General features: G+C 66.6%; 21 protein-coding genes. 14 read left to right on the top strand and 7 right to left on the bottom strand.

The features are described from left to right. The first annotated feature begins 71 nt into the window (after positions 1 to 71). Both GPA27_RS12100 and GPA27_RS12095 read left to right on the top strand, forming a co-directional pair. Positions 72 to 1,004: a hypothetical protein gene (locus tag GPA27_RS12100; protein WP_169140755.1), complete on the top strand. Its 933-nt coding sequence runs from the start codon at positions 72 to 74 to the stop codon at positions 1,002 to 1,004. 59 nt (positions 1,005 to 1,063) lie between these two features. After that, a complete protein-coding gene (locus GPA27_RS12095; RefSeq protein ID WP_169140754.1) occupies positions 1,064 to 1,243 on the top strand; it encodes a hypothetical protein in 180 nt (59 codons plus the stop codon). A gap of 66 nt (positions 1,244 to 1,309) precedes the next feature. Here GPA27_RS12095 and mnmA read toward each other — a convergent pair whose 3' ends face one another. Genes mnmA through GPA27_RS12080 form a run of 3 tightly spaced genes read right to left on the bottom strand, consistent with a single transcriptional unit; the run spans position 1,310 to position 3,613 of the window. Then, positions 1,310 to 2,407: a tRNA 2-thiouridine(34) synthase MnmA gene (gene mnmA / locus GPA27_RS12090; protein WP_169140815.1), complete on the bottom strand. Its 1,098-nt coding sequence runs from the start codon at positions 2,405 to 2,407 to the stop codon at positions 1,310 to 1,312. A 16-nt stretch (positions 2,408 to 2,423) separates the two neighbouring features. Then, positions 2,424 to 3,146 (bottom strand): hypothetical protein, encoded by a 723-nt coding sequence (locus tag GPA27_RS12085; RefSeq protein WP_211164960.1) that lies wholly within the window; start codon positions 3,144 to 3,146, stop codon positions 2,424 to 2,426. A gap of 11 nt (positions 3,147 to 3,157) precedes the next feature. Then, complete coding sequence (locus tag GPA27_RS12080) at positions 3,158 to 3,613, bottom strand: NUDIX hydrolase (RefSeq protein ID WP_169140752.1); 456 nt, start codon at positions 3,611 to 3,613, stop codon at positions 3,158 to 3,160. Between the two features lie 195 nt (positions 3,614 to 3,808). Here GPA27_RS12080 and GPA27_RS12075 point away from each other — a divergent pair, with 195 nt between their 5' ends. The 5 genes from GPA27_RS12075 to GPA27_RS12055 all read left to right on the top strand — a co-directional run bounded on the left by GPA27_RS12075 (position 3,809) and on the right by GPA27_RS12055 (position 8,345). Continuing rightward, a complete protein-coding gene (locus GPA27_RS12075) occupies positions 3,809 to 5,014 on the top strand; it encodes a citrate transporter (RefSeq protein WP_169140750.1) in 1,206 nt (401 codons plus the stop codon). A gap of 115 nt (positions 5,015 to 5,129) precedes the next feature. After that, entirely contained in the window at positions 5,130 to 6,050 is a 921-nt protein-coding gene (locus GPA27_RS12070; protein WP_169140748.1) for a branched-chain amino acid transaminase, read from the top strand. A 13-nt stretch (positions 6,051 to 6,063) separates the two neighbouring features. Further along, entirely contained in the window at positions 6,064 to 6,264 is a 201-nt protein-coding gene (locus tag GPA27_RS12065; RefSeq protein ID WP_169140746.1) for a zinc-finger domain-containing protein, read from the top strand. Between the two features lie 94 nt (positions 6,265 to 6,358). Next, positions 6,359 to 6,790, top strand: a complete 432-nt coding sequence (locus GPA27_RS12060) for a YybH family protein (RefSeq protein ID WP_169140744.1) — start codon at positions 6,359 to 6,361, stop codon at positions 6,788 to 6,790. Between the two features lie 163 nt (positions 6,791 to 6,953). After that, entirely contained in the window at positions 6,954 to 8,345 is a 1,392-nt protein-coding gene (locus GPA27_RS12055; RefSeq protein WP_169140741.1) for a phosphomannomutase/phosphoglucomutase, read from the top strand. Between the two features lie 509 nt (positions 8,346 to 8,854). On the opposite strand, the gene alaS is transcribed toward GPA27_RS12055, so the two are convergent. Then, a complete protein-coding gene (alaS, locus tag GPA27_RS12050) occupies positions 8,855 to 11,476 on the bottom strand; it encodes an alanine--tRNA ligase (protein WP_169140739.1) in 2,622 nt (873 codons plus the stop codon). 177 nt (positions 11,477 to 11,653) lie between these two features. Here alaS and GPA27_RS12045 point away from each other — a divergent pair, with 177 nt between their 5' ends. Then, a complete protein-coding gene (locus tag GPA27_RS12045) occupies positions 11,654 to 12,205 on the top strand; it encodes a cob(I)yrinic acid a,c-diamide adenosyltransferase (RefSeq protein ID WP_169140737.1) in 552 nt (183 codons plus the stop codon). A gap of 69 nt (positions 12,206 to 12,274) precedes the next feature. On the opposite strand, the gene aroG is transcribed toward GPA27_RS12045, so the two are convergent. Then, positions 12,275 to 13,360, bottom strand: a complete 1,086-nt coding sequence (gene aroG / locus GPA27_RS12040) for a 3-deoxy-7-phosphoheptulonate synthase AroG (RefSeq protein ID WP_169140735.1) — start codon at positions 13,358 to 13,360, stop codon at positions 12,275 to 12,277. A gap of 261 nt (positions 13,361 to 13,621) precedes the next feature. On the opposite strand from aroG, the gene GPA27_RS12035 reads away from it, so the two are divergent. The 4 genes from GPA27_RS12035 (at position 13,622) to msrQ (ending at position 16,632) form a co-directional block, all read left to right on the top strand. After that, on the top strand, positions 13,622 to 14,125 hold the full coding sequence (locus GPA27_RS12035) for an RNA polymerase sigma factor (protein ID WP_169140732.1): 504 nt from the start codon (positions 13,622 to 13,624) through the stop codon (positions 14,123 to 14,125). Positions 14,126 to 14,127: 2 nt separating this feature from the next. After that, a complete protein-coding gene (locus GPA27_RS12030; RefSeq protein ID WP_169140730.1) occupies positions 14,128 to 14,895 on the top strand; it encodes an anti-sigma factor family protein in 768 nt (255 codons plus the stop codon). Between the two features lie 100 nt (positions 14,896 to 14,995). Then, entirely contained in the window at positions 14,996 to 15,940 is a 945-nt protein-coding gene (msrP, locus tag GPA27_RS12025; RefSeq protein ID WP_169140728.1) for a protein-methionine-sulfoxide reductase catalytic subunit MsrP, read from the top strand. A gap of 8 nt (positions 15,941 to 15,948) precedes the next feature. Beyond that, entirely contained in the window at positions 15,949 to 16,632 is a 684-nt protein-coding gene (gene msrQ, locus GPA27_RS12020) for a protein-methionine-sulfoxide reductase heme-binding subunit MsrQ (protein ID WP_169140726.1), read from the top strand. 173 nt (positions 16,633 to 16,805) lie between these two features. Here the strand turns inward: msrQ and mog are convergent, their stop codons facing one another. After that, positions 16,806 to 17,396, bottom strand: a complete 591-nt coding sequence (gene mog / locus GPA27_RS12015; RefSeq protein ID WP_169140724.1) for a molybdopterin adenylyltransferase — start codon at positions 17,394 to 17,396, stop codon at positions 16,806 to 16,808. Between the two features lie 28 nt (positions 17,397 to 17,424). Next, the gene (gene yjgA / locus GPA27_RS12010) at positions 17,425 to 18,003 is read right to left on the bottom strand and encodes a ribosome biogenesis factor YjgA (RefSeq protein ID WP_169140722.1); all 579 of its coding nucleotides are present in this window, start codon (positions 18,001 to 18,003) and stop codon (positions 17,425 to 17,427) included. Positions 18,004 to 18,064: 61 nt separating this feature from the next. Here yjgA and pmbA point away from each other — a divergent pair, with 61 nt between their 5' ends. Together pmbA and GPA27_RS12000 are read left to right on the top strand one after the other, a co-directional pair. Next, complete coding sequence (gene pmbA, locus GPA27_RS12005) at positions 18,065 to 19,405, top strand: metalloprotease PmbA (RefSeq protein ID WP_169140720.1); 1,341 nt, start codon at positions 18,065 to 18,067, stop codon at positions 19,403 to 19,405. Between the two features lie 147 nt (positions 19,406 to 19,552). After that, positions 19,553 to 20,635, top strand: coding sequence for a TRAP transporter substrate-binding protein (locus GPA27_RS12000; RefSeq protein WP_169140718.1), 1,083 nt, complete (start codon positions 19,553 to 19,555; stop codon positions 20,633 to 20,635). The last annotated feature ends 57 nt before the right edge of the window (positions 20,636 to 20,692 follow it).

Below are 20,692 nucleotides of genomic sequence, written 5' to 3'. Positions count from 1 at the left end.
GATTCGCCCTGCGACAGGGGCGCCGTTCGCTCGCACGCGCCTTCCGCTCAACTCGTCCGGGCATTCCATAGATGAATACTACCGTCACCGCCAACGGCACCAAGCGCGTCATCGACGGCGTGGAACGCGTGTTCTACGACGGCTACTGGATCAAGGCCTACGAGCCGCCGGCCGATTCGCTGCGCATGAAACGACAGTTGATCGAGGGGCTCACGCGTCGCCTGTTCAACCATGTCGAGCACGGCATCAACATCCCCGGCAAGCGCCTCGCCGAGACGCGCGCGTCCTACGACGCCGAGCAGGACCCGGACCGCAAGCGCGTGAAGGGCGCAATGCTCGCGGGCGCGCTGTTCAACCGCGCCACCGACATCTTCACCAAGCTGATGGAGATGCAGGAACTCGGCATCGAGATCCAGACCGACAACGCGCTGATGCGCGAATGCGGATTCTGCCTGCAGGAGGCACTCAACCTCGGCAAGCTGGTGCGCCATCGAAGCGGTGAGGAAGGCATCGACGAGCTGTGGGGCGAGCCCTTCCGCGCGTTCTCGATCCCCATCGAAGCCTTCTACGACAGCCGCTACATCAAGATCTCCCAAACCCTGCGCGACATTGACCGCATCGGCGGCGTGATGGTCGAGACCTTCGCCGGCTCGCGCTTCTTCGAAGGCATCGAAGACCCCACGCTGCGATTCACCGAAGCGGCCAAGGTGAAATGCGAGACGCTGCGCACCGACCCGGCGATCTTCGACGTGTGGTCCGACTTCGCCGTTGCCGCGGAACGGCTCGCCAGCGTCACGCCGCGCCTGGCCGGCGCGACCACCACCGAAGACCTGCAGCTCGCCGTCGACGGCATGAACCTGATCGTGCAGGGGCGCGACCTCGTGAGCTACATCACCCGCGCCCGGGTGCCCATGCCCAAGAGCACGCGCGAATACGTCGAACGCTGCGAACACTGGCGCAGCGGCCTCTGTCTGCGCCTGCACCCTTCGCCGGTCGCCCCCTGAGCGCATCCGGCACAACCGCGCTCCACAACGCCCCGCACGGCGGCAAGGATCGATACGCAATGAAAAAGACCGACCTCGAGAAACTCAACGGCCTCAAGATCAACAGCCGCATGAAGAACACGGACACCCCCGACCGCTTCGCGAAGGCGTCGGGCGGGGCAAATGCCGCATCCGGCGTCAATCCCCTCGTTGCCAAGCTCCTGAAGAAGGGCGGCCTCGACGACAAGGGCAACGCGTAAACGGCAACGCCCGGACCGCGACCTGCGCCGTCCGGGCGTCCGCAAACTGCCGCCGGGCGAGCCGGCTCAAACGATCACGCCGCCGCCCAGGCACACCTTCGATTCATACACGACCACGCTCTGCCCCGGCGTCAGCGCCCACTGCGGCTGGGCGAACGCGATCTCGGCACGGTCGTCGCCCAGTGCGTCGATCTCGCTCGGCATGTCCGGGGTGCGGTAGCGCGGCTTGGCCGTATACACCCAGTGGGTGTGCGGGTTGCGCCCCGAAATCCAGTTGAGCTCCGTCGCCGTCAGGCTGCTCTTCAGCAGCGCCGGGTGCTCGTGTCCCTGCACGACGTAGAGCACGTTCTCCTTCACGTCCTTCGCGGCGACGTACCACGCATCGTGCTCGCCCGCCTCGTCCTGCTTGCCCTTGATGCCACCGATGTGCAGCCCCTTCCGCTGGCCGATGGTGTGGTACATCAGCCCCTGGTGCTCGCCGAGCACGCGCCCGTCGTCGAGGTTGCGGATCTCGCCCGGCTTCGTCGGCAGATAGCGCATCAGGAACTCGCGGAACGGCCGCTCGCCGATGAAGCAGATGCCCGTCGAATCCTTCTTCTCGGCGACATGCAGGCCGGCATCGGCGGCGATCCGGCGCACCTCGCGCTTGTACAGGCTGCCCAGCGGAAACAGCGTCTTCGCGAGCTGCGCCTGCGTCAGGCGGTAGAGGAAGTAGCTCTGGTCCTTGGTGCCATCCTCGGCCTTCAGCAGCTGGTATTCGGTGCGCCCGTCATTGGCCCACTCGCGCACGCCCGCATAGTGCCCGGTCGCGATCTTGTCCGCGCCGAGCTGCATCGCGTGATCGAGAAAGCAGCGGAACTTGATCTCCGAGTTGCACAGGATGTCCGGATTCGGCGTGCGCCCGGCCTCGTATTCGCGCAGGAAATCGGCGAACACGCGGTCCTTGTACTCGGCCGAGAAATTCACGACCTCGAGGTCGATGCCGATCACGTCGCACACCGACGCGACGTCGACGAGATCCTGACGCGTCGAGCAGTACTCGTCATCGTCATCGTCTTCCCAGTTCTTCATGAACAGGCCGGTCACCTGGTAGCCCTGCTGTTTCAGCAGCAGCGCGGTCACCGAGGAATCGACGCCGCCGGACATGCCGACAACCACCTTCATCCCGTTCGGGTCCTTCTTACTGGACATTCGGTCCTTCTCCATTCAGCCATTCCGCCAGCGGCAGCACCACCGCAGGTTCGCCATGATCCACGAACCAGCTGTCGACCGCAAAGCGTGCGCCGGGATTGTGCCCCGGCACCTCGTCCGACTCCAGCTCCGGACGTGCGACGACGCCCGGCCCGATGTCGGCCAGCACTTCGCCGCAGTCGCATAGCGCCAGCATCGGCGCGATGTAGTCTGGCACCGGCGCGGACACGCCCGGCACGGCCGGCTGCGGTCCCGGCGCGTCCGTTTCCTCGATCACCGCGGAAAAATGCTGCAGCACCAGATAGGGCGTCCGCCGCTCGACCGCCAGCACGCGATGAAAGCGCAGCCAGCCGCGCGCGGCCATCAGCTCGAGAAAATGCGTCGTCGTGGTCGAATGGTCGATGCAGTCCATGCGTCCCTCGACCTCATCGTCGCGGTAATTGCCGCCGCGGTCCGCTGCGATCGGGGCCTGCGCGGCGGAAAGACGTTGCATCATGCCCACCGCCCGGGCAATCGCGGCGCGTTCCGAGTCCGCATCCGTGGCCTGCGCCAGCACCCCGGCCACGCCGGCGAGCCCATCCTCGGCCAGCACCACCTCGACCCGGTTCGCGCAACCGTAGTTGAAGCACACCTCGACCGCGGCCGCCCCCTGCGCCAACGGCAACCAGGCGAACAAACCGGTGGACACGCAGGCGAGCAGCGCGACACGCATCGCGTCGGCAATCAGCCCGGATAGTGCCGGATCAGTTCGAGCGCGTAACGGCGTCCCGCGATCCAGTCATCCACGCACTGCAGCACCAGTGGATTGCGATGCCGCGCGCGGCAATCCAGCAGTTCGTCGCGCGTCAGCCACAACGCCCGCACGATGCCGGCATCGAGCGCGCGCCCCGTCTCCTGCGCACCGACCGTGCCACCGAACGTGAAGCGCAGATAGGTGATGTCACCCTGCGGCACGGGCCACTGATAGATCCCGACCACATACTCGGGCACGAAGCGGTGCGCCGTTTCCTCCAGCGTCTCGCGCGCCGCCGCCTCCACCAGCGACTCACCTGCCTCGAGGTGGCCGGCCGGCTGATTGAAACGCAGTCCGTCGGCCGTTTCTTCCTCGACCACCAGGAAACGTCCGTCGCGCTCGATCACCGATGCCACCGTGACATTCGGCTTCCACACTCTGTCCATTGCAGCCATCGCAGGCAAAAGTGCGATCTTAGCGCGCCACGCCCGCCGCGACGCGCGAAAGTGCGAGCAGAAGCATCCCGCGCGACGCGCACAAGAGGCTGAGAGGCATTATCATTCAAGGCCCTCCGCGTCAAACCAAGAAAAAGATCGTGCGAAGGAGACAGCTCGTCCGAACAAGACCCACTCACAACGATCATGACACCCACACTCGCTGGCATTCCCGTCGATTTCATCCTGTTCGCGTTCACGCTGCTCGGCGTGGCGCTGTTCCACCACTACACCCTGTACGTCGCGCTGACCGGCTTCGCCGTCATCAGCCTGTACAAGATCGTGTTCACCGGTTTCGTGACCGGCGCCGGCATCGCCGGCTGGTTCGCCCACCTCGGCCACGAATGGGTCACCTTCGCCAACCTGTTCTGCCTGCTGATGGGCTTCGCGATCCTCGCGCGGCACTTCGAGAAGAGCCACGTGCCGGTGATCCTGCCCAAGTTCCTGCCGCATGACTGGAAGGGGCCGTTCGCCCTGCTGGTGATGATCTTCTTCATCTCGGCGATCCTCGACAACATTGCCGCGGCGCTGATCGGCGGCGCGATGGCACATCAACTCTTCCGCGCCAGGGTGCACATCGGCTACCTCGCGGCCATCGTCGCGGCGTCCAACGCCGGCGGAGCGGGCTCGGTCGTCGGCGACACGACGACGACGATGATGTGGATCGCCGGCATCTCTCCGCTCGCTGTGCTCGAAGCGGCCCTCGGCGCCGCGGTCGCCCTGTGCATCTTCGGCACCATCGCCGCCAAGCAGCAGCACGCCTGGTCGCCGATCAACAAACACTCGCACGAGCACACCCGCATCGACTGGGGCCGCATCTTCATCGTCGCGCTGATGCTCGGCCTCGCGATCGGTACCAACGTCACGATCAACATCGCCGCCCCCAGCATCGCCAGCAGCTTCCCCTTCATCGGCGTCGCCGTGTGGGTCGCGATCCTGCTCACCGCGAAGCTGCGCCGCCACGACTGGGAGATCATGCCGGAAACCGCCAAAGGCTCGATCTTCCTGCTCGCGCTGGTGGGCTGCGCATCGATGATGCCGGTCAGCGAACTGCCGCCCGCCTCGTTGATGAGCGCGTTCGCGCTGGGCTTCGTCTCCGCGGTGTTCGACAACATCCCGCTCACCGCGCTGGCGATCCGCCAGGGCGGCTACGACTGGGGCTTCCTCGCCTATGCCGTCGGCTTCGGCGGTTCGATGCTGTGGTTCGGCTCCTCGGCCGGCGTCGCCCTCTCGAACATGTATCCGGAAGCCCGTTCCGCCGTCCTGTGGCTGCGCAAGGGCTGGCACGTCCCGGTCGCCTACGTCGCCGGCTTCATCGCGATGACGCTCATCATCGGCTGGCATCCGCAGTAAGCCGCCATCGCCGCGCATCCCGGCATTCCCGCCGGGATTGCGCTAAAATCGCGAATTCGTTCCGCCCTCCTGGGCGGTTCCCCCCCTGAATACAATTCCGCTGGAGAATCCCACCATGTCCATGGCTGACCGCGACGGTTTCATCTGGCAGGACGGAAAACTCGTGCCGTGGCGCGAGGCGACGACGCACGTCCTGACCCACTCCCTGCACTACGGCCTGTCCGTGTTCGAGGGCGTGCGCGCGTACAAGACCGCCAAGGGCACCGCGATTTTCCGCCTCCCCGAGCACACCCAGCGCCTGATCAACTCCGGCAAGATTTACATGATGGACATTCCTTTCTCCAAGGAAGAACTCATGGAAGCCCAGCTGGAAGTCGTGCGCGCGAACAAGCTCGAATCCTGCTACCTGCGCCCGATCGCCTTCTACGGCTCGGAAAAGATGGGCATCTCGACCCGCGGCGCGCGCGTGCACGTCGCCATCGCCGCCTGGCCGTGGGGCGCCTACCTCGGCGAGGAAGGCCTCGAGAAGGGCATCCGCGTGAAGACCTCGTCCTTCGCGCGCCAGCACGTCAACGTCACCATGGCGCGCGCCAAGCTCGCCAGCACCTACGCCAACTCCATCCTCGCGAACCTCGAGGTCACGCAGGACGGCTATGACGAGGCGCTGCTGCTCGACACCCAGGGCTTCGTCGCGGAAGGTGCGGGCGAAAACCTCTTCGTCATCAAGGACGGCGTGGTCTATGAACCGGAGATCGCCTCCGCGCTGACCGGCATCACGCGCGACTCGGTGATCAACATCGTGCGCGAACTGGGCCTGCGCTTCGAATCGCGCCGCATGACGCGCGACGACATCTACATCGCCGACGAAGCCTTCTTCACCGGCACCGCCGCCGAAGTCACCCCGATCCGCGAGCTCGACAACCGCAGCATCGGCGCCGGCAAGCGCGGCCCGATCACCGAGAAGATCCAGGCGCGCTTCTTCGACATCGTCAACGGTCGCGCCCCCGAATACGAGCGTTGGCTCTCTTTCATCTGAGGATTCCTCCGCCATGGCCGAAAACCAGGACAAACCCCAAACGATCGCCGTCACCGCACACGACCTGCCGCTGCACTGCCCGCGCCCCGATGCGCCCTTGTGGGCCCGCCACCCGCGTGTCTTCCTCGACGTGCTGGCCGAAGGCGAAGCCGTCTGCCCGTACTGCAGCGCCAAATACGTGTTCACCGGCGAGCGCCCGAAAGGTCACCACTGACCGAGCGGAAAGCACTAACCGACAATGGGGGCAGCAATGCCCCCATCGCATTTCCGGACCAGTTCCTTCGCTCACGCCAGCACTCATAGCCCACATGACCAGCCCCGTCTTCACCACCGCCCTGGAGGCCGAGGCCGCCTTCTACGACGCGCTCGCGCGCTCCGACCTGGACGCGATGACGCAGGTGTGGTCCGACCACGACGAGGTCGTGTGCATCCACCCGGACGGCGCCCGCCTCGTCGGCCTGCGCGCCGTGCTCGAATCCTGGCGCCAGCTGTTTGCCGGCGGCGCCCGCCTCACGGTCAGCGTTTCCCAGCGGGTCACCGCGGGCAACTCCCTGCTCGCGACGCACAACGTCATCGAACATGTTGCCCTCCCGGGCGACGACCGCGTCCCCCCGCCGATGATCGCGACCAACGTCTACGCGAGCGGACCACGCGGGTGGAAGATGATCATGCACCACGCCTCGCCGGCCCCCGAAATGCACCACGCCGGCATGCACGACGGCCCGCGCATCGTCCACTGACGCTGCGGATGCGGCACTGCAACATGCCCTTATGCTTTTTCCGCCGTCCCGACACATCCGCAGCGCGCATCTGCGCTATCCTGCGCACCTCGGCGGACCCGGCGCGCGCGAGCGTCCGGCCAGCCCCCTGAATCCGACCTCTGCACAAGAGACCACGCCGACCATGACTTCGACCTCCTACGCCGTCCCGGCAGCTGAAATCTTCAAGGCCTACGACATCCGCGGCATCGTCGACCGCACCCTCACCGCGGACGCCGTGCGCGCCATCGGCCACGCCCTCGCCTCGGAAGCCGTGGCGCGCGGCCAGCGCGCGATCGCCGTCGGCCGCGACGGACGCCTGTCCGGCCCCGAGCTCGCCGGCGCACTGTCCGACGGTATCCGCGCCGCCGGCGTCGACGTCGTCGACATCGGCTGCGTGCCCACCCCGCTCACCTACTTCGCCGCCTACCAGCTCGGCACCGACTCCTGCGTCAGCGTCACCGGCAGCCACAACCCGCCCGACTATAACGGCCTGAAGATGGTGCTGGGCGGCCAGACGCTGTACGGCCCCCTGATCCAGGATCTGCGCCGCCGCATCGCCGACAACGACCTCGCGCACGGCGCCGGCCAGCTCCGTCAGGAGAACGTCGTCGATGCCTACCTCGAACGCATCGTCTCCGACGTCAAGCTCGCCCGCCCGATGAAGATCGTCATCGACTGCGGCAACGGCGTCGCCGGCGCCGTCGCTCCCGAACTCTTCCGCCGCCTCGGCTGCGAAACCGTCGAACTCTTCTGCGAGGTCGACGGCACCTTCCCAAACCACCACCCCGACCCGTCCAAGCCCGAGAACCTGCAGGACGTGGTCCGCGCCCTGAAGGAAACCGATGCCGAACTGGGCCTCGCCTTCGACGGCGACGGCGATCGCCTCGGCGTCGTCACCAAGGACGGCGAAATCATCTACCCCGACCGCCAACTGATGCTGTTCGCGGCCGATGTGCTGTCACGGGTGCCGGGCGGCGAGATCATCTACGACGTCAAATGCACCCGCAACCTCGCCGGCTGGGTGCGCCAGCACGGCGGCAAGCCGACGATGTGGCAGACCGGCCACGCCCTCGTGAAAGCCAAGCTCAAGGAAACCGGCGCTCCGCTCGCCGGCGAGATGAGCGGCCACGTGTTCTTCAAGGAACGCTGGTTCGGCTTCGACGACGGCCTCTACGCCGGCGCCCGCCTGCTCGAGATCCTGTCGCGCCACGCCGACCCCAGCGCCGTGCTGAAGGGCCTGCCCGATGCGCTGAGCACGCCGGAGCTCAACATCAAGATGGCCGAGGGCGAACCCTTCGAACTCGTGCGCCGCCTCAAGGAAGCCGCCCGCTTCGACGGCGCCACCGAAATCATCACCCTCGACGGCGTACGTGTCGAATACGCCGACGGCTTCGGACTCGCGCGTCCGTCGAACACGACGCCGGTGGTCGTGCTACGATTCGAAGCGGACAACGAGACCGCGATCGCACGCATCCAGAATGCCTTCCGCAGCGCGATCGACCAAGTCTGGCCCGGCCTCAAGCTGCCGTTCTAAGAACATCCGATAACAACAATAACAACAAACACAAGGCCCCGATCGCCGGAAAATGCCGGGATCGGGGCCTTTTCCTTTCTGCCGGACGACAGCGCCGTCGGGCGGGAGCAGCGCAGCGAATCCCGCCTTCACTGTGTGTTGATTGACGCCGGGTCGGCGGGATGCGCTTTCGGCTTCTCCCGCCCTACATTCACCATCGTCAGGCACCTGCACCACGCCAGGCGTCGTCGCCTTCCCCCGCAGGGCTGTCGCGAGCGCCGCCGGCCGGGCCGTTGCGGGGGAAAACGGCGGCGCATGTCTGAGGGCGCGCAGCGCCCGAGTTTGCGCCGACGCCCCCGCTGGCCGGCGGGAAGCCAAAGGCCGCGAACGTCTGCCCGGAGGGGAAAGGCGACGACGACGCCCACGGAGTCCCGCACGCAAACAAGCCGCGCCCCGAAAAACACAAGAGCCCCGCCGGCCAAAGACCGACGGGGCTCTTCAGATCAAGCCCAAAAGCGTCGAGCCGCGGCTTACAACTTACCCGCCACCCAGTCCGCGACGCCCGCCAGAGCCGCCGGCAGCTTCGACGGCTCGGTGCCGCCCGCCTGCGCCATGTCCGGCCGCCCGCCACCCTTGCCGCCGACCTGCTGTGCGACGAAGTTCACCAGTTCGCCAGCCTTCACCTTGCCCGTCTGGTCCGCCGTCACGCCCGCAATCAGGCTCACCTTGCCGTCGGCCGCCGAGGCCAGCACGATCGCCGCCGACTTCAGCTTGTCCTTCAGCTTGTCCATCGTCTCGCGCAGCGTCGGCACGTCGGCACCGTCCAGCATCGCCGCCAGCACCTTGATGCCCTTCACGTCGGTCGCCTGCGACACCAGGTCGTCGCCCTGGCTCGCCGCCAGCTTCGACTTCAGGCGCGCCAGCTCCTTCTCCAGTGCACGCACATTGTCCAGCACCGCCGCGACACGCTCGGCGACCTCGTCCGGCTGAGTCTTCAACAACGCCGCCACGCCCTGCACGCGCCGCTCCTGCTCCTGCACGTACTGCAGCGCCAGCTCGCCCGTCACCGCCTCGATCCGGCGCACCCCGGCCGCGACACCGCCCTCCGACAGGACCTTGAACAGCCCGATATCACCGGTCCGTGCGACGTGCGTGCCGCCGCACAGCTCCCGCGTCGAACCGATCGTCATCACCCGCACCTCGTCGCCGTACTTCTCGCCGAAGAGCATCATCGCGCCCGTCTTCTGAGCATCCTCGATCGGCATCACGCGCGCATCGGTCGCCGCATTGGCGAGGATCTCGGCATTGACGATCTCCTCCACCTCGCGGATCTCCTCCGCCGTCATCGGCGCGGTGTGCGCGAAGTCGAAACGCGTCTTGTCCGGATCGACCTGCGAACCCTTCTGCTGCACGTGCGCGCCCAGCACCTCGCGCAGCGCCTTGTGCATCAGGTGTGTGACCGAGTGATTGCGCTGCGTGCGCGCACGCGCCGCCGCATCAACCTTCGCCGTCACCCCCTGCCCGACCGACAGCCGGCCCGTCTTCACCACGCCGTGATGGCCGAACACCGTGGCCTGGATCTTCTGCGTGTCCTCGACCGCAAAGATCCCCGCCGCGCCGCGCAGCTCGCCGCGGTCGCCGACCTGGCCGCCCGACTCGGCATAGAACGGCGTGTCGTCCAGCACCACGACGCCGATCTCGCCCTCGACCAGCTCATTGACCGGCGCCCCATCCCTGTACAGCGCCAGCACGTTGCCGCGCTCCTCCAGCCGCTCGTAGCCGTGGAAGGTCGTCGCCGGACCGTCGTAGTCGAGGTTCGCCGCCATCTTGAACTTGCCCGCCGCGCGCGCCTGCTCCTTCTGGCGCGTCATCGCCGCGTCGAAGGCGACCGCATCGACGGTCACGTCGCGCTCGCGGCAGACGTCCGCGGTCAGGTCCAGCGGGAAGCCGTAGGTGTCATGCAGCTTGAACGCCATCTCTCCGTTGAACACCTTGACGTCGGCCGCCGCCATCGCCGCCAGCTCGGCTTCGAGGATGGCCATGCCGTTCTCGATCGTCGCGAAGAAGCGGTCCTCTTCCTGCTTGAGGATCTCGGCGACGCGCCCCTGTGCGGCCTTCAGATCGGGATAGGCTTCGCCCATCTCGGCGACCAGATCCGCCACGAGGCGGTGGAAAAATGCAGCCCGCGCGCCCAGCTTGTAGCCGTGACGGATCGCACGGCGGATGATCCGGCGCAGCACGTAGCCGCGCCCCTCGTTGCCGGGAATCACGCCATCGGCGATCAGGAAGGAACAGGCGCGGATGTGGTCGGCCAGCACCTTCAGGCTCGGGCTGTCGAGGTCCGCGACCTTCGTCTCGCGCGCCGCCGCCTTGATCAGGTTCTGGAACAGGTCGATCTCGTAGTTGCTATGCACGTGCTGCAGCACCGCCGAGATGCGCTCGAGACCCATGCCGGTGTCCACGCTCGGCTTGGGCAGCGGATGCATCACGCCCGCCTCGTCGCGGTTGAACTGCATGAACACGTTGTTCCAGATCTCGATGTAGCGGTCGCCGTCCTCGTCGGGCGATCCCGGGGGACCGCCCCAGATCTCGGGGCCGTGGTCGAAGAAGATCTCGGTGCACGGACCGCAGGGGCCGGTGTCGCCCATCATCCAGAAATTGTCCGACGCGTAGCGCGCGCCCTTGTTGTCGCCGATGCGGATCACGCGCTCGGCCGGCACACCCACTTCCTTGGTCCAGATGTCGTAGGCCTCGTCGTCCTCGGCGTACACCGTGACCCACAGCTTGTCCTTCGGCAGCTTGAATTCCCCGGTCAGCAGCTCCCACGCGTAGGCGATCGCGTCGCGCTTGAAGTAATCGCCGAAGCTGAAGTTGCCCAGCATTTCGAAGAAGGTGTGATGCCGCGCCGTGTAGCCGACGTTCTCGAGGTCGTTGTGCTTGCCACCGGCGCGCACGCATTTCTGCGAGGTCGTCGCGCGCGAGTAAGGACGCTTGTCGAAGCCGAGGAACACGTCCTTGAACTGGTTCATCCCCGCGTTGGTGAACAGCAGGGTGGGATCCTCGTGCGGCACCAGCGAACTGGAGGCAACGATCTGGTGGCTTTTCGACTCGAAGAACTTGAGGAATTTCTCGCGGATTTCGGCGCTTTTCATGGCTGGCATTCGGTTGTGCGGCCCCGCATCGGCGCCGCGTCGTTCGGAAGCGACGATTCTAACCGATGCCTGCCCGGTAAGCCGATGAAACGGACGCAGGCGAAGCCCGGCGCCATGCGCAGCGCGGCCATCGCCTATAATTTCGGTCCTTCCAGCTCAAAATAACGGATCAACCCCATGGGACATCGACTTTCGAAGATCTACACCCGCACCGGCGACGCCGGCACCACCGGACTGGGCGACGGCAAGCGCGTGTCGAAGAACAGCCTGCGCATCCATGCCCTCGGGGAAGTCGATGAACTCAATGCCGCCATCGGCGTGCTGCTGTGCGAGGAACTGCCCGAAGACGTGCGCTCGCTGCTGACCGACGCGCAGCATGACCTCTTCGACCTCGGCGGCGAAGTGTGCATCCCGGGCATGAGCATGATCACGACGAAGCAGGTCGAGAAGCTCGAACAGGAACTCGACCGCCTCAACGAACCTCTGGAGCCGCTCAAGGACTTCATCCTGCCCGGCGGCACCCGTCCCGCCGCGCTCGCGCATCACGCACGCACGGTGTGCCGGCGCGCCGAACGCGCGCTCGTCGCGCTGGCGCTCGAAGAGGCGGTGAATGACGGTCCGCGCCAGTACCTGAACCGCCTCTCGGACCTGCTGTTCGTGCTCGGCCGCGTGCTCAACCGTGCCGGCGGCCGCGGCGACGTGCTGTGGCAGAAGCGCAAGAACGCCTGACCCGGACGGGCCGCCCGGAGAGACCGAATCATCTAGCCGCGCCGGACCACACCGGCGCGGAAACCCGCCTTACTCCAGATCGGCGCCGTGGCTCACGCGCCGCTGGCGCACCGCCTCGGCAAGGATCTCGAGAACCGTAACGCTGTCCTCCCAGCCGATGCACGCATCGGTGATGCTCTTGCCGTACTCGAGCTCCTTGCCCGGCACCAGATCCTGGCGCCCGTCCTTCAGGTGCGACTCGACCATGACGCCGATGATGCGGTCCTCGCCCGCAGCCATCTGCGCGCCGACATCGCGCGCGACGTCGATCTGCAGCCGGTGCTGCTTGCGGCTATTGGCATGCGAGAAGTCGATCATGACCTTGCCCGGCACCCCCGACGCCGCCAGTTCCCTGCATGCCGCGTCGACACTCGCCGCATCGTAGTTCGGCGCCTTGCCGCCGCGCAGGATCACGTGGCAATCCTCGTTGCCCATCGTCGAAACGATCGCCGAATGCCCCGCCTTGGTCACCGACAGGAAATGGTGCGGCGACTGCGCGGCCTTGATCGCATCGACGGCGATCTTCACGTTGCCGTCGGTGCCGTTCTTGAACCCGACCGGGCACGACAGCCCCGACGCGAGCTCGCGGTGCACCTGGCTCTCGGTCGTGCGCGCGCCGATCGCCCCCCACGAGATCAGGTCGCCGATGTACTGGGGCGTGATCATGTCGAGGAACTCGGTCCCGGCCGGCAGGCCCATCTCGTTGATTTCCCACAGCAGCTTGCGTGCGATGCGCACGCCTTCGTTGATGCGGAAGCTGTTGTCGAGATACGGGTCGTTGATCAGCCCCTTCCAGCCGACCGTGGTGCGCGGCTTCTCGAAATACACGCGCATCACGACGAGGAGTTCGTCCTTGAAGCGGGCCGCCTCGGCCTTCAGCTTGCGCCCGTATTCGAGCGCCGCGTCGAGATCATGGATCGAGCACGGCCCGATCACGACCAGCAGCCGATCGTCGGCGCCGTACAGGATGCGATGGATCGCCTGACGCGCCTCGAACGCCACTTCCGCCGACTTCGGGGTCGCCGGAAACTCGCGCAGCACGTGCGCAGGCGGCACCAGCTCCTTGATTTCCTTGATGCGGACGTCGTCGATGTGGATCTTGACTGAAGCGGACATGGCGAAAACTCTGCAGAGTGGCGTTGGCAAGCGTTCGATTCTAGCCGAAGATTGGCGTCCGCCGTGGCTCCCGACCGCGTGACACGCCTTGACGGCGGATGACGGAGCCGCGGCGGAATAAACCCCGCGGCCGGCCTGTTCATGCATTACCAGCCACCATCGAGGAGCCCGAGCATGAACATGCGCCGCCTGCCCGGCCGCACCGTCGACGACGGAACCAACACCGGCTGGCACACCGCCCGCCCCTGACCGCCGCCCTGCATGTTCTCCGACGACGCCCTTCTCGCCGAAATCCCGCGCCTGCGCCGCTATGCGCGCGGCCTGACGGGCGACGCCGCACGTGCCGACGACCTTGTGCAGGACACGCTCGAACGCGCCCTGCTGAAAGGTCGCCTGTGGCGCCCGGGCAACCTGCGCGCCTGGTTGCTGACGATGATGCACAACGTGTTCGTGAACCAGTACCGCGCCGCGGGCGCCATGGACTTCCGTCCCCCCGAAGACCTGCCCGAGGTCGCGGTACGCCCCCAACAACTGGACGGCATCGAGCTGCGCGAACTGGAACGCGCCCTGCAGCAGCTGTCCCCCGAGCAGCGTGAAGTCCTGCTGCTCGTCGCGCTGGAAGACATGAGCTACGAGGACACCGCCCGCATTCTGGGCACGCCCATCGGCACCGTCATGTCGCGCCTGTCCCGTGCGCGCGAGCGCCTGCGTCAGGTGCTCGCCGGGCAATCCGCCGTACCCGACTATCTGAAGGTTGTGAAATAGCCATGCCACGCCCGATCTGCGAAGACGATCTGCACGCCTGGGTCGACCGGCGACTCGACGCCGCCCGCCGCGCCGAGGTCGACGCCTGGCTGGCCGAGGATCCGACACGCGCCGCGCGCATCGACGGGTGGCGCGCAGATAGCGAAGCGCTGCGCAGCGCCTACGATCCGCTCCTCGCCGAGCCGGTCCCGTCACACCTGCGTGCCTCGCTCGAACGGCGCCGCCCCGTGCGGACGCTCCGGTTCGCCGCCGTTGCCGCCTGGATGACCGTCGGCGCGCTTGCGGGCGCCGGTGTCGGCTACCACCTGGGTCAGACCTCCGCCCCCGATGGCGACACCCTCGCATCCCTGCCGCATCGCGCCGCGGTCGCCCACGCGGTGTATGCGCCCGAAGTCCGCCATCCCGTCGAAGTCGGCGCGGACCAGGAACAGCATCTCGTCGCCTGGCTGACGAAGCGCCTCGGCGCCCCGGTGAAACTGCCCGACCTGCGCGAGCAGGGCTTCGCGCTGCTCGGCGGGCGCCTGCTGCCGGCGACCGACGGCCCCAGCGCCCAGTTCATGTACGAGAACGACGGCGGACGCCGCCTCACGCTGTACCTCAGCGTGCGCGACGACGGCGCCGGCACGACCGCGTTCCGCTACGCGCAGCAGGGCGAAGTGGGCGTGTTCTACTGGGTGGACGGCCGCTTCGCCTATGCGCTGTCCGGCCAGTTCGGCCGCGACACGCTGCTGCCGCTCGCGAACAGCGTCTATCACCAGATCGCGCCCTGACGGTCGCCCCGCATCGAGCGGGGCAGATTCCCCACTCAACCGGAACTTCGGCATCATGCAGATGCCGAATGAGCAATCTTTCTCCCCATGACGTGACGCGATGCGAATCCTCAAGCCCAGCGACATCCTGCCGTCGGAAATCACCCCGCGAGCCCTGTTCGAGGACCGGCGGCGCTTCCTCGTCGGCGCCGGTGCGACACTCGCCGCCGGTGCCGCGATGTGGGCCGGACTTCCAGCCGAAGCGCGCGCCGCCGCAGCCAAGCTCGGTCCGCTGGCGCGTTCGCCCTTCAGCAGCGACGAGCCCCAGACGCCGTACAAGTCGGTCACGACTTACAACAACTACTACGAATTCGGCACCGACAAGGAAGACCCCGCCGCGAACGCCGGCAAGCTCGCGGTGCGTCCGTGGACGGTGCGCGTCGAGGGGCTGGCCGGCAAGCCTCGCACCTTCGACATCGACGAGCTGCTCAAGCTCGCGCCGCTCGAGGAACGCATCTACCGCCTGCGCTGCGTCGAGGCGTGGTCGATGGTGATCCCGTGGGTCGGGTTTCCGCTGTCAGCGCTGCTCAGGCAGGTCGATCCGCAAGGCAGCGCGAAGTACGTCGAGTTCGTCACCCACTACGACCCGAAAATCATGCTGCGCCGCCCGGTGCTCGACTGGCCCTACACGGAGGGCCTGCGCATGGACGAGGCGATGCATCCGCTGACGCTGCTCACACTCGGCCTGTACGGGGAGGTGCTGCCGAACCAGAACGGCGCGCCGGTGCGCGTCGTCGTGCCGTGGAAATACGGCTTCAAGAGCGCCAAATCCATCGTCGCGATCCGTCTCGTCGACAAGGAACCCCGCACCGCGTGGAACAAGTCCGCGCCGAGCGAGTACGGCTTCTATTCGAACGTGAACCCGAACGTCGACCACCCGCGCTGGAGCCAGGCGACCGAGCGACGGATAGGCGAATTCCGCAAGCGCCCGACGCTGATGTTCAACGGCTATGCCGAACAGGTTGCGAGCCTGTACCAGGGCATGGACCTGCGCAAGTCCTTCTGACCCGCCCGATGACCAAGCCCCCGTCCGCCGCCCAGCTCGCCGCGATCAAGGCCCTGCTGTTTGCCCTGTGCCTCGTGCCGTTCGCGCTCTATATGCAGCGCTGGTTCGACGACGCCCTCGGCGCCAACCCCATCGAGGCGATCACGCGCGGCAGCGGCGACTGGACGCTGCGCTTCCTGCTCATCACGCTCGCCGTCACGCCGCTGCGCAAGCTCACCGGGCTCAACTGGCTGCTGCGCCTGCGCCGCATGCTGGGCCTGTTCGCGTTCTTCTACGCCAGCCTGCACTTCACGACGTACTTCTGGCTCGACCAGTTCTTCGACCTGCAATCGATCGCGCACGACATCATGAAGCGGCCCTTCATCACCGTGGGCTTTTCCGCCTTCGTGCTGCTGATCCCGCTCGCCGTCACGTCGAACAACTACGCGATCCGGCGCCTCGGCGGACGCCGCTGGCAGTCGCTGCACCGCTCCGTGTACGCGATCGGCATCCTCGCGATCGTGCATTACTGGTGGCTGGTGAAGGCCGACATCCTCGAACCGATGATCTACGGCCTGATCCTCGCCGCCCTCCTCGGCATGCGCGGCTGGTGGCGCGAGCAGGAGCGCCGCCGCCAGATCGCGGCGAGCATGCCGCGCCCGATGCCGGGCGGGAAGGTCATCCCGCTGGTCGCGAAATCACCGCGCTATTAGTACGCAGGCAAGCAATTACGTGATGTCAGGTTGAGTACTGCACGGTCGCTCCCTCCCCTTCAAGGGGAGGGCTGGGGTGGGGATGGGTTACGCAGCCGTCGCCGAAACCCATCCCCCTCCTAACCTCCCCCTTGAAGGGGGAGGAACACGGCGCTCGTGATCGCCTTGGCCGCTCAGCCCTGCTTCGGCCGGATCGCGTTCTTCGGCCGGAAAGCCTTGATCACGGCCTCGTCGGTCTCGACGTAAGGCCCGCCGATGAGATCGATGCAATAGGGAATGGCCGCGAAGATGCCGACGTGCGCGACCGTACCGTCGGCCTCACGCAAGCCTTCCAGCGTCTCGCGGATCGACTTCGGCTGCCCCGGCAGGTTCACGATCAGGCACTTGCCGCGAATCACCGCGACCTGCCGCGACAGGATCGCGGTGGGCACGAAGTTCAGGCTGATGCGGCGCATCTCCTCGCCGAAGCCGGGCATCTCCTTCTCGCCCACCGCCAGTGTCGCCTCCGGCGTCACGTCGCGCACCGCCGGTCCGGTGCCGCCGGTCGTCAGGATCAGCGAGCAGCCCGCGGTGTCGGCGAGATCGAGCAGCGTGCGCTCGATCATCGGCCGCTCGTCCGGAATCAGCCGCGTCTCCGCGCGCCACGGCGAAGTCAGCGCCTTCGCGAGCCAGTCCTGCAGCGCCGGGATGCCCTGATCCTCGTAGGTCCCGTCGGAAGCCCGGTCGCTGATCGAGACCAGGCCGATGGTGATTTCTTCCCTCATCGTGCCTCCATATCCCACATTCTTCGGCTCATTCGTCGGCGGCAGCGTCGACCGCGGCGTCCTCTCCACCACCTTGGCCCGCCCCGGCATCGAGGTCGCGCAGGATGCGGAAGATCTCGCGGAACGCGCGCGGCGGCTTGTTCAGCTCGCGCTCCTTGAGCGCGTTGCGGCGCAACGTGCGCAGCTGCTGGAAGTCCGCCTCGGGCCACTGCTCGCCGATCGCCTGCAGCGTCTTCTCGTCTTCGAGCAGCTCGGCGCGCAGGCGCTCCAGGCGGTGCTGGCGTGCGATCTCGGCCTTCGAGATGCCGTTGAAAACATCCAGCTGCGCCTGGATCGGCGCCGGATCGACGTTGCGCATCAGCTTGCCGACATACTGCATCTGGCGCCGCCGCCCCTCGTGGCTGGTGATGCGCTTCGCCTCGCGCACCGCATCGGCGAGCGACTCGGGCAGCGGCACCTTCTTCAGCTGGTCCAGCGACAAGGCCACCAGCTGCTCGCCCAGATCCTGCAGCGCATGCATCTCGCGTTTGCGCTGGCTCTTGCTGGGCGGCTCCGGAACGCCCGAATCGTCGTCCGGCAGCATTTCGTCGTGGTGCGCGTGGCTCATGAAAAGTACAGTCGGTGGGAACGGGGTAAGATTATAGCCTTTGCTCAACGGTCTCCCGCCCATGTCCGATCAAGGCTTCTCCTTCTCCTCCGACCGCCTGCAGGAAATCGCCAGCGACATCCTCAAGTTCGCGAAGAAGCGCGGCGCATCGGCCTGCGAAACCGACGTCTCGGAAGGCTTCGGCCAGTCCGCGACGGTGCGCAAGGGCGAAGTCGACACGATCGAGTACAACCGCGACAAGGGCATCGGCGTCACCGTCTACCTCGGCCAGCAGCGCGGCCACGCGAGCACCTCGGATTTCTCTAAGGCGGCCTTGAAGGCGACCGTCGACGCGGCAGTCTCGATCGCGCGCTTCACCGCCCCCGACCCCTGCGCCGGACTCGCCGAGGCCGCGCTGATGGCCACGGACTGCCCCGACCTCGACCTGCACCACCCGTGGCGCCCGAGCGTCGAAGAGGCCATCGCCGCCGCGCGCAGCTGTGAGGACGCCGCCTTCGCGGCCAGCCCGAAGATCACGAATTCCGAAGGCGCCAGCGTCTCGACGCAGGAATCGCACTTCATCTCCGCCAACAGCAACGGTTTCATGGGCGGCTACGCCAGCTCGCGCCACAGCCTGTCGTGTTCGGTCATCGCCGGGGAAGGCGACGCCATGCAGCGCGAATACTGGTACGACACGCGCCGCGACGCCGCCGAGCTGATGTCGGCCGAATCGGTCGGCCGGCGCGCCGCCGAACGTGCGCTCGCGCGCCTCGGCGCGAAAAAGATCAAGACCTGCGAAGTACCCGTGCTGTTCGAAGCGCCGCTCGCCGTGTCGCTGATCGGCAACTTCGTGTATGCGGTGAGCGGCGGCTCGCTGTACCGCAAGTCGTCCTTCCTGCTCGACAGCCTCGGCCAGCCTGTGTTCTCGCCGCTCGTGAACATCTCCGAGCGCCCGCACCTGCCCAAGGGCTTCGGCTCCAGCGCCTTCGACAGCGACGGCGTGGCCACGCACGACCGCGAGGTGGTCACCGACGGCGTGCTGCAGGGCTACTTCCTGTCGACCTACACGGCGCGCAAGCTCGGCCTGCAGACCACCGGCAACGCCGGCGGCTCGCACAACCTTATCGTCAAGCCGGGCAATATGGATTTCGCCGCGCTGGTCAAGCACATGGACCGTGGCCTCGTCGTCACCGAGCTCCTCGGCCAGGGCGTCAATTACGTCACCGGCGATTACTCGCGTGGCGCGGCGGGCTTCTGGGTCGAGAAGGGCAAGATCAAGCACGCCGTGGAAGAAATCACCATCGCCGGCAACCTGCGCGACATCTTCCGCAGCATCGTCGCCATCGGCAACGACGCGCTGCCGCGCGGCTCGAAACTGTGCGGCTCGATCCTCATCGAACGCATGAAGGTTGCAGGACGCTGAACGCTTCCGGCGCGCGACCGCAGCGCAGTCGTGGCAATTCCATCGTGCTGGGCTATGATTCGGCGCGCGATCCGGTGCGACTGCCTCGCATCCCGGATCATCCCTTCGTCATTGTCTCGATTCCAGAACGGATAACAAGGAGAGATCGTGGAACGTCGCAAGTTTCTCAAAGGGGCCGGCATCGCCGGCGTGCTCGCCACCGGCACCGCGCCGGCAATCGTCCATGCGCAGGAGAACATCCGCTGGCGCCTCGCATCGAGCTTCCCGAAGTCGCTCGACACGCTGATCGGCGCAGCCGAAGTGTTCGCGAGGAGCGTTTCGGAAATGACGGGCGGGAAGTTTCAGGTCACCGTGCACGCCGCCGGCGAGCTCGTCCCCGCGTTCGGCGTCGTCGACGCGATCCAGCAGGGCACGATCGAGTGCGCCAACACCGCGCCTTACTACTTCTTCGGCAAGGACGAAGCCTTCGCGTTCGACTGCGCGATCCCGTTCGGCATGAATGAACGCCAGCTCAACGCCTGGATGTTCGACGGCAACGGCATGAAACTGCTGCGCGAGTTCTACGCGCCTTACAACATCATCAGCTTCCCGATGGGCAACACCGGCGCGCAGATGGGCGGCTGGTTCCGCAAGGAGATCAAGTCGGTCGCCGACTTCAACGGCCTGAAGTTCCGCGTCGGCGGCTTCGGCGGGCGCGTGCTCGCCAAGCTCGGGGTGGTCTCGCAGAACATTCCCGCGGGCGAAATTTACTCGGCTCTGGAAAAGGGCGCACTCGACGCAACCGAATTCGTCGGCCCGCACGACGACCTCAAGCTCGGCCTGTACCGCGTCGCGCCCTATTACTACTACCCGGCATGGTGGGAAGGCAGCGCCCAGACCACCCTCTACGTCAGCGCCAAGGCCTACAACGCGCTGTCGAAGGAATACCAGTCCATCGTGCGCAGCGCCGCCGCCGAGTCGCACGTCATCACCCAGGCGCGCTACGACGCACGCAACCCGCCCGCACTCAAGCAACTGATCTCGGAAGGCGCGAAACTCCGTCGCCTGCCGAAGGACGTGATGGACGCGGCATTCAAAGCGTCGCGCGAGGTCTATGCTGAACTCAACGACAAGAATCCGAACTGGAAGAAGATCTACGACGACTACTCCCGTTTCATGAAGGAGCAGTACCAGTGGACCTCGATCGCCGAGAGCAGCTATGACCAGTACATGGCGGCGCAGAAGCTCTGAGTAGCCGACCGCAGACGGGGCAGACCGCAGCGGCACCCGTCCCGGGCTGCGGCGCCA

It is taken from the genome of Aromatoleum toluolicum, from assembly GCF_012911005.2.
Lineage (GTDB): Bacteria > Pseudomonadota > Gammaproteobacteria > Burkholderiales > Rhodocyclaceae > Aromatoleum > Aromatoleum toluolicum.
The sequence above is the reverse complement of the archived record's forward strand: the minus strand, read 5'-3'. Positions and strand labels throughout refer to the sequence as shown.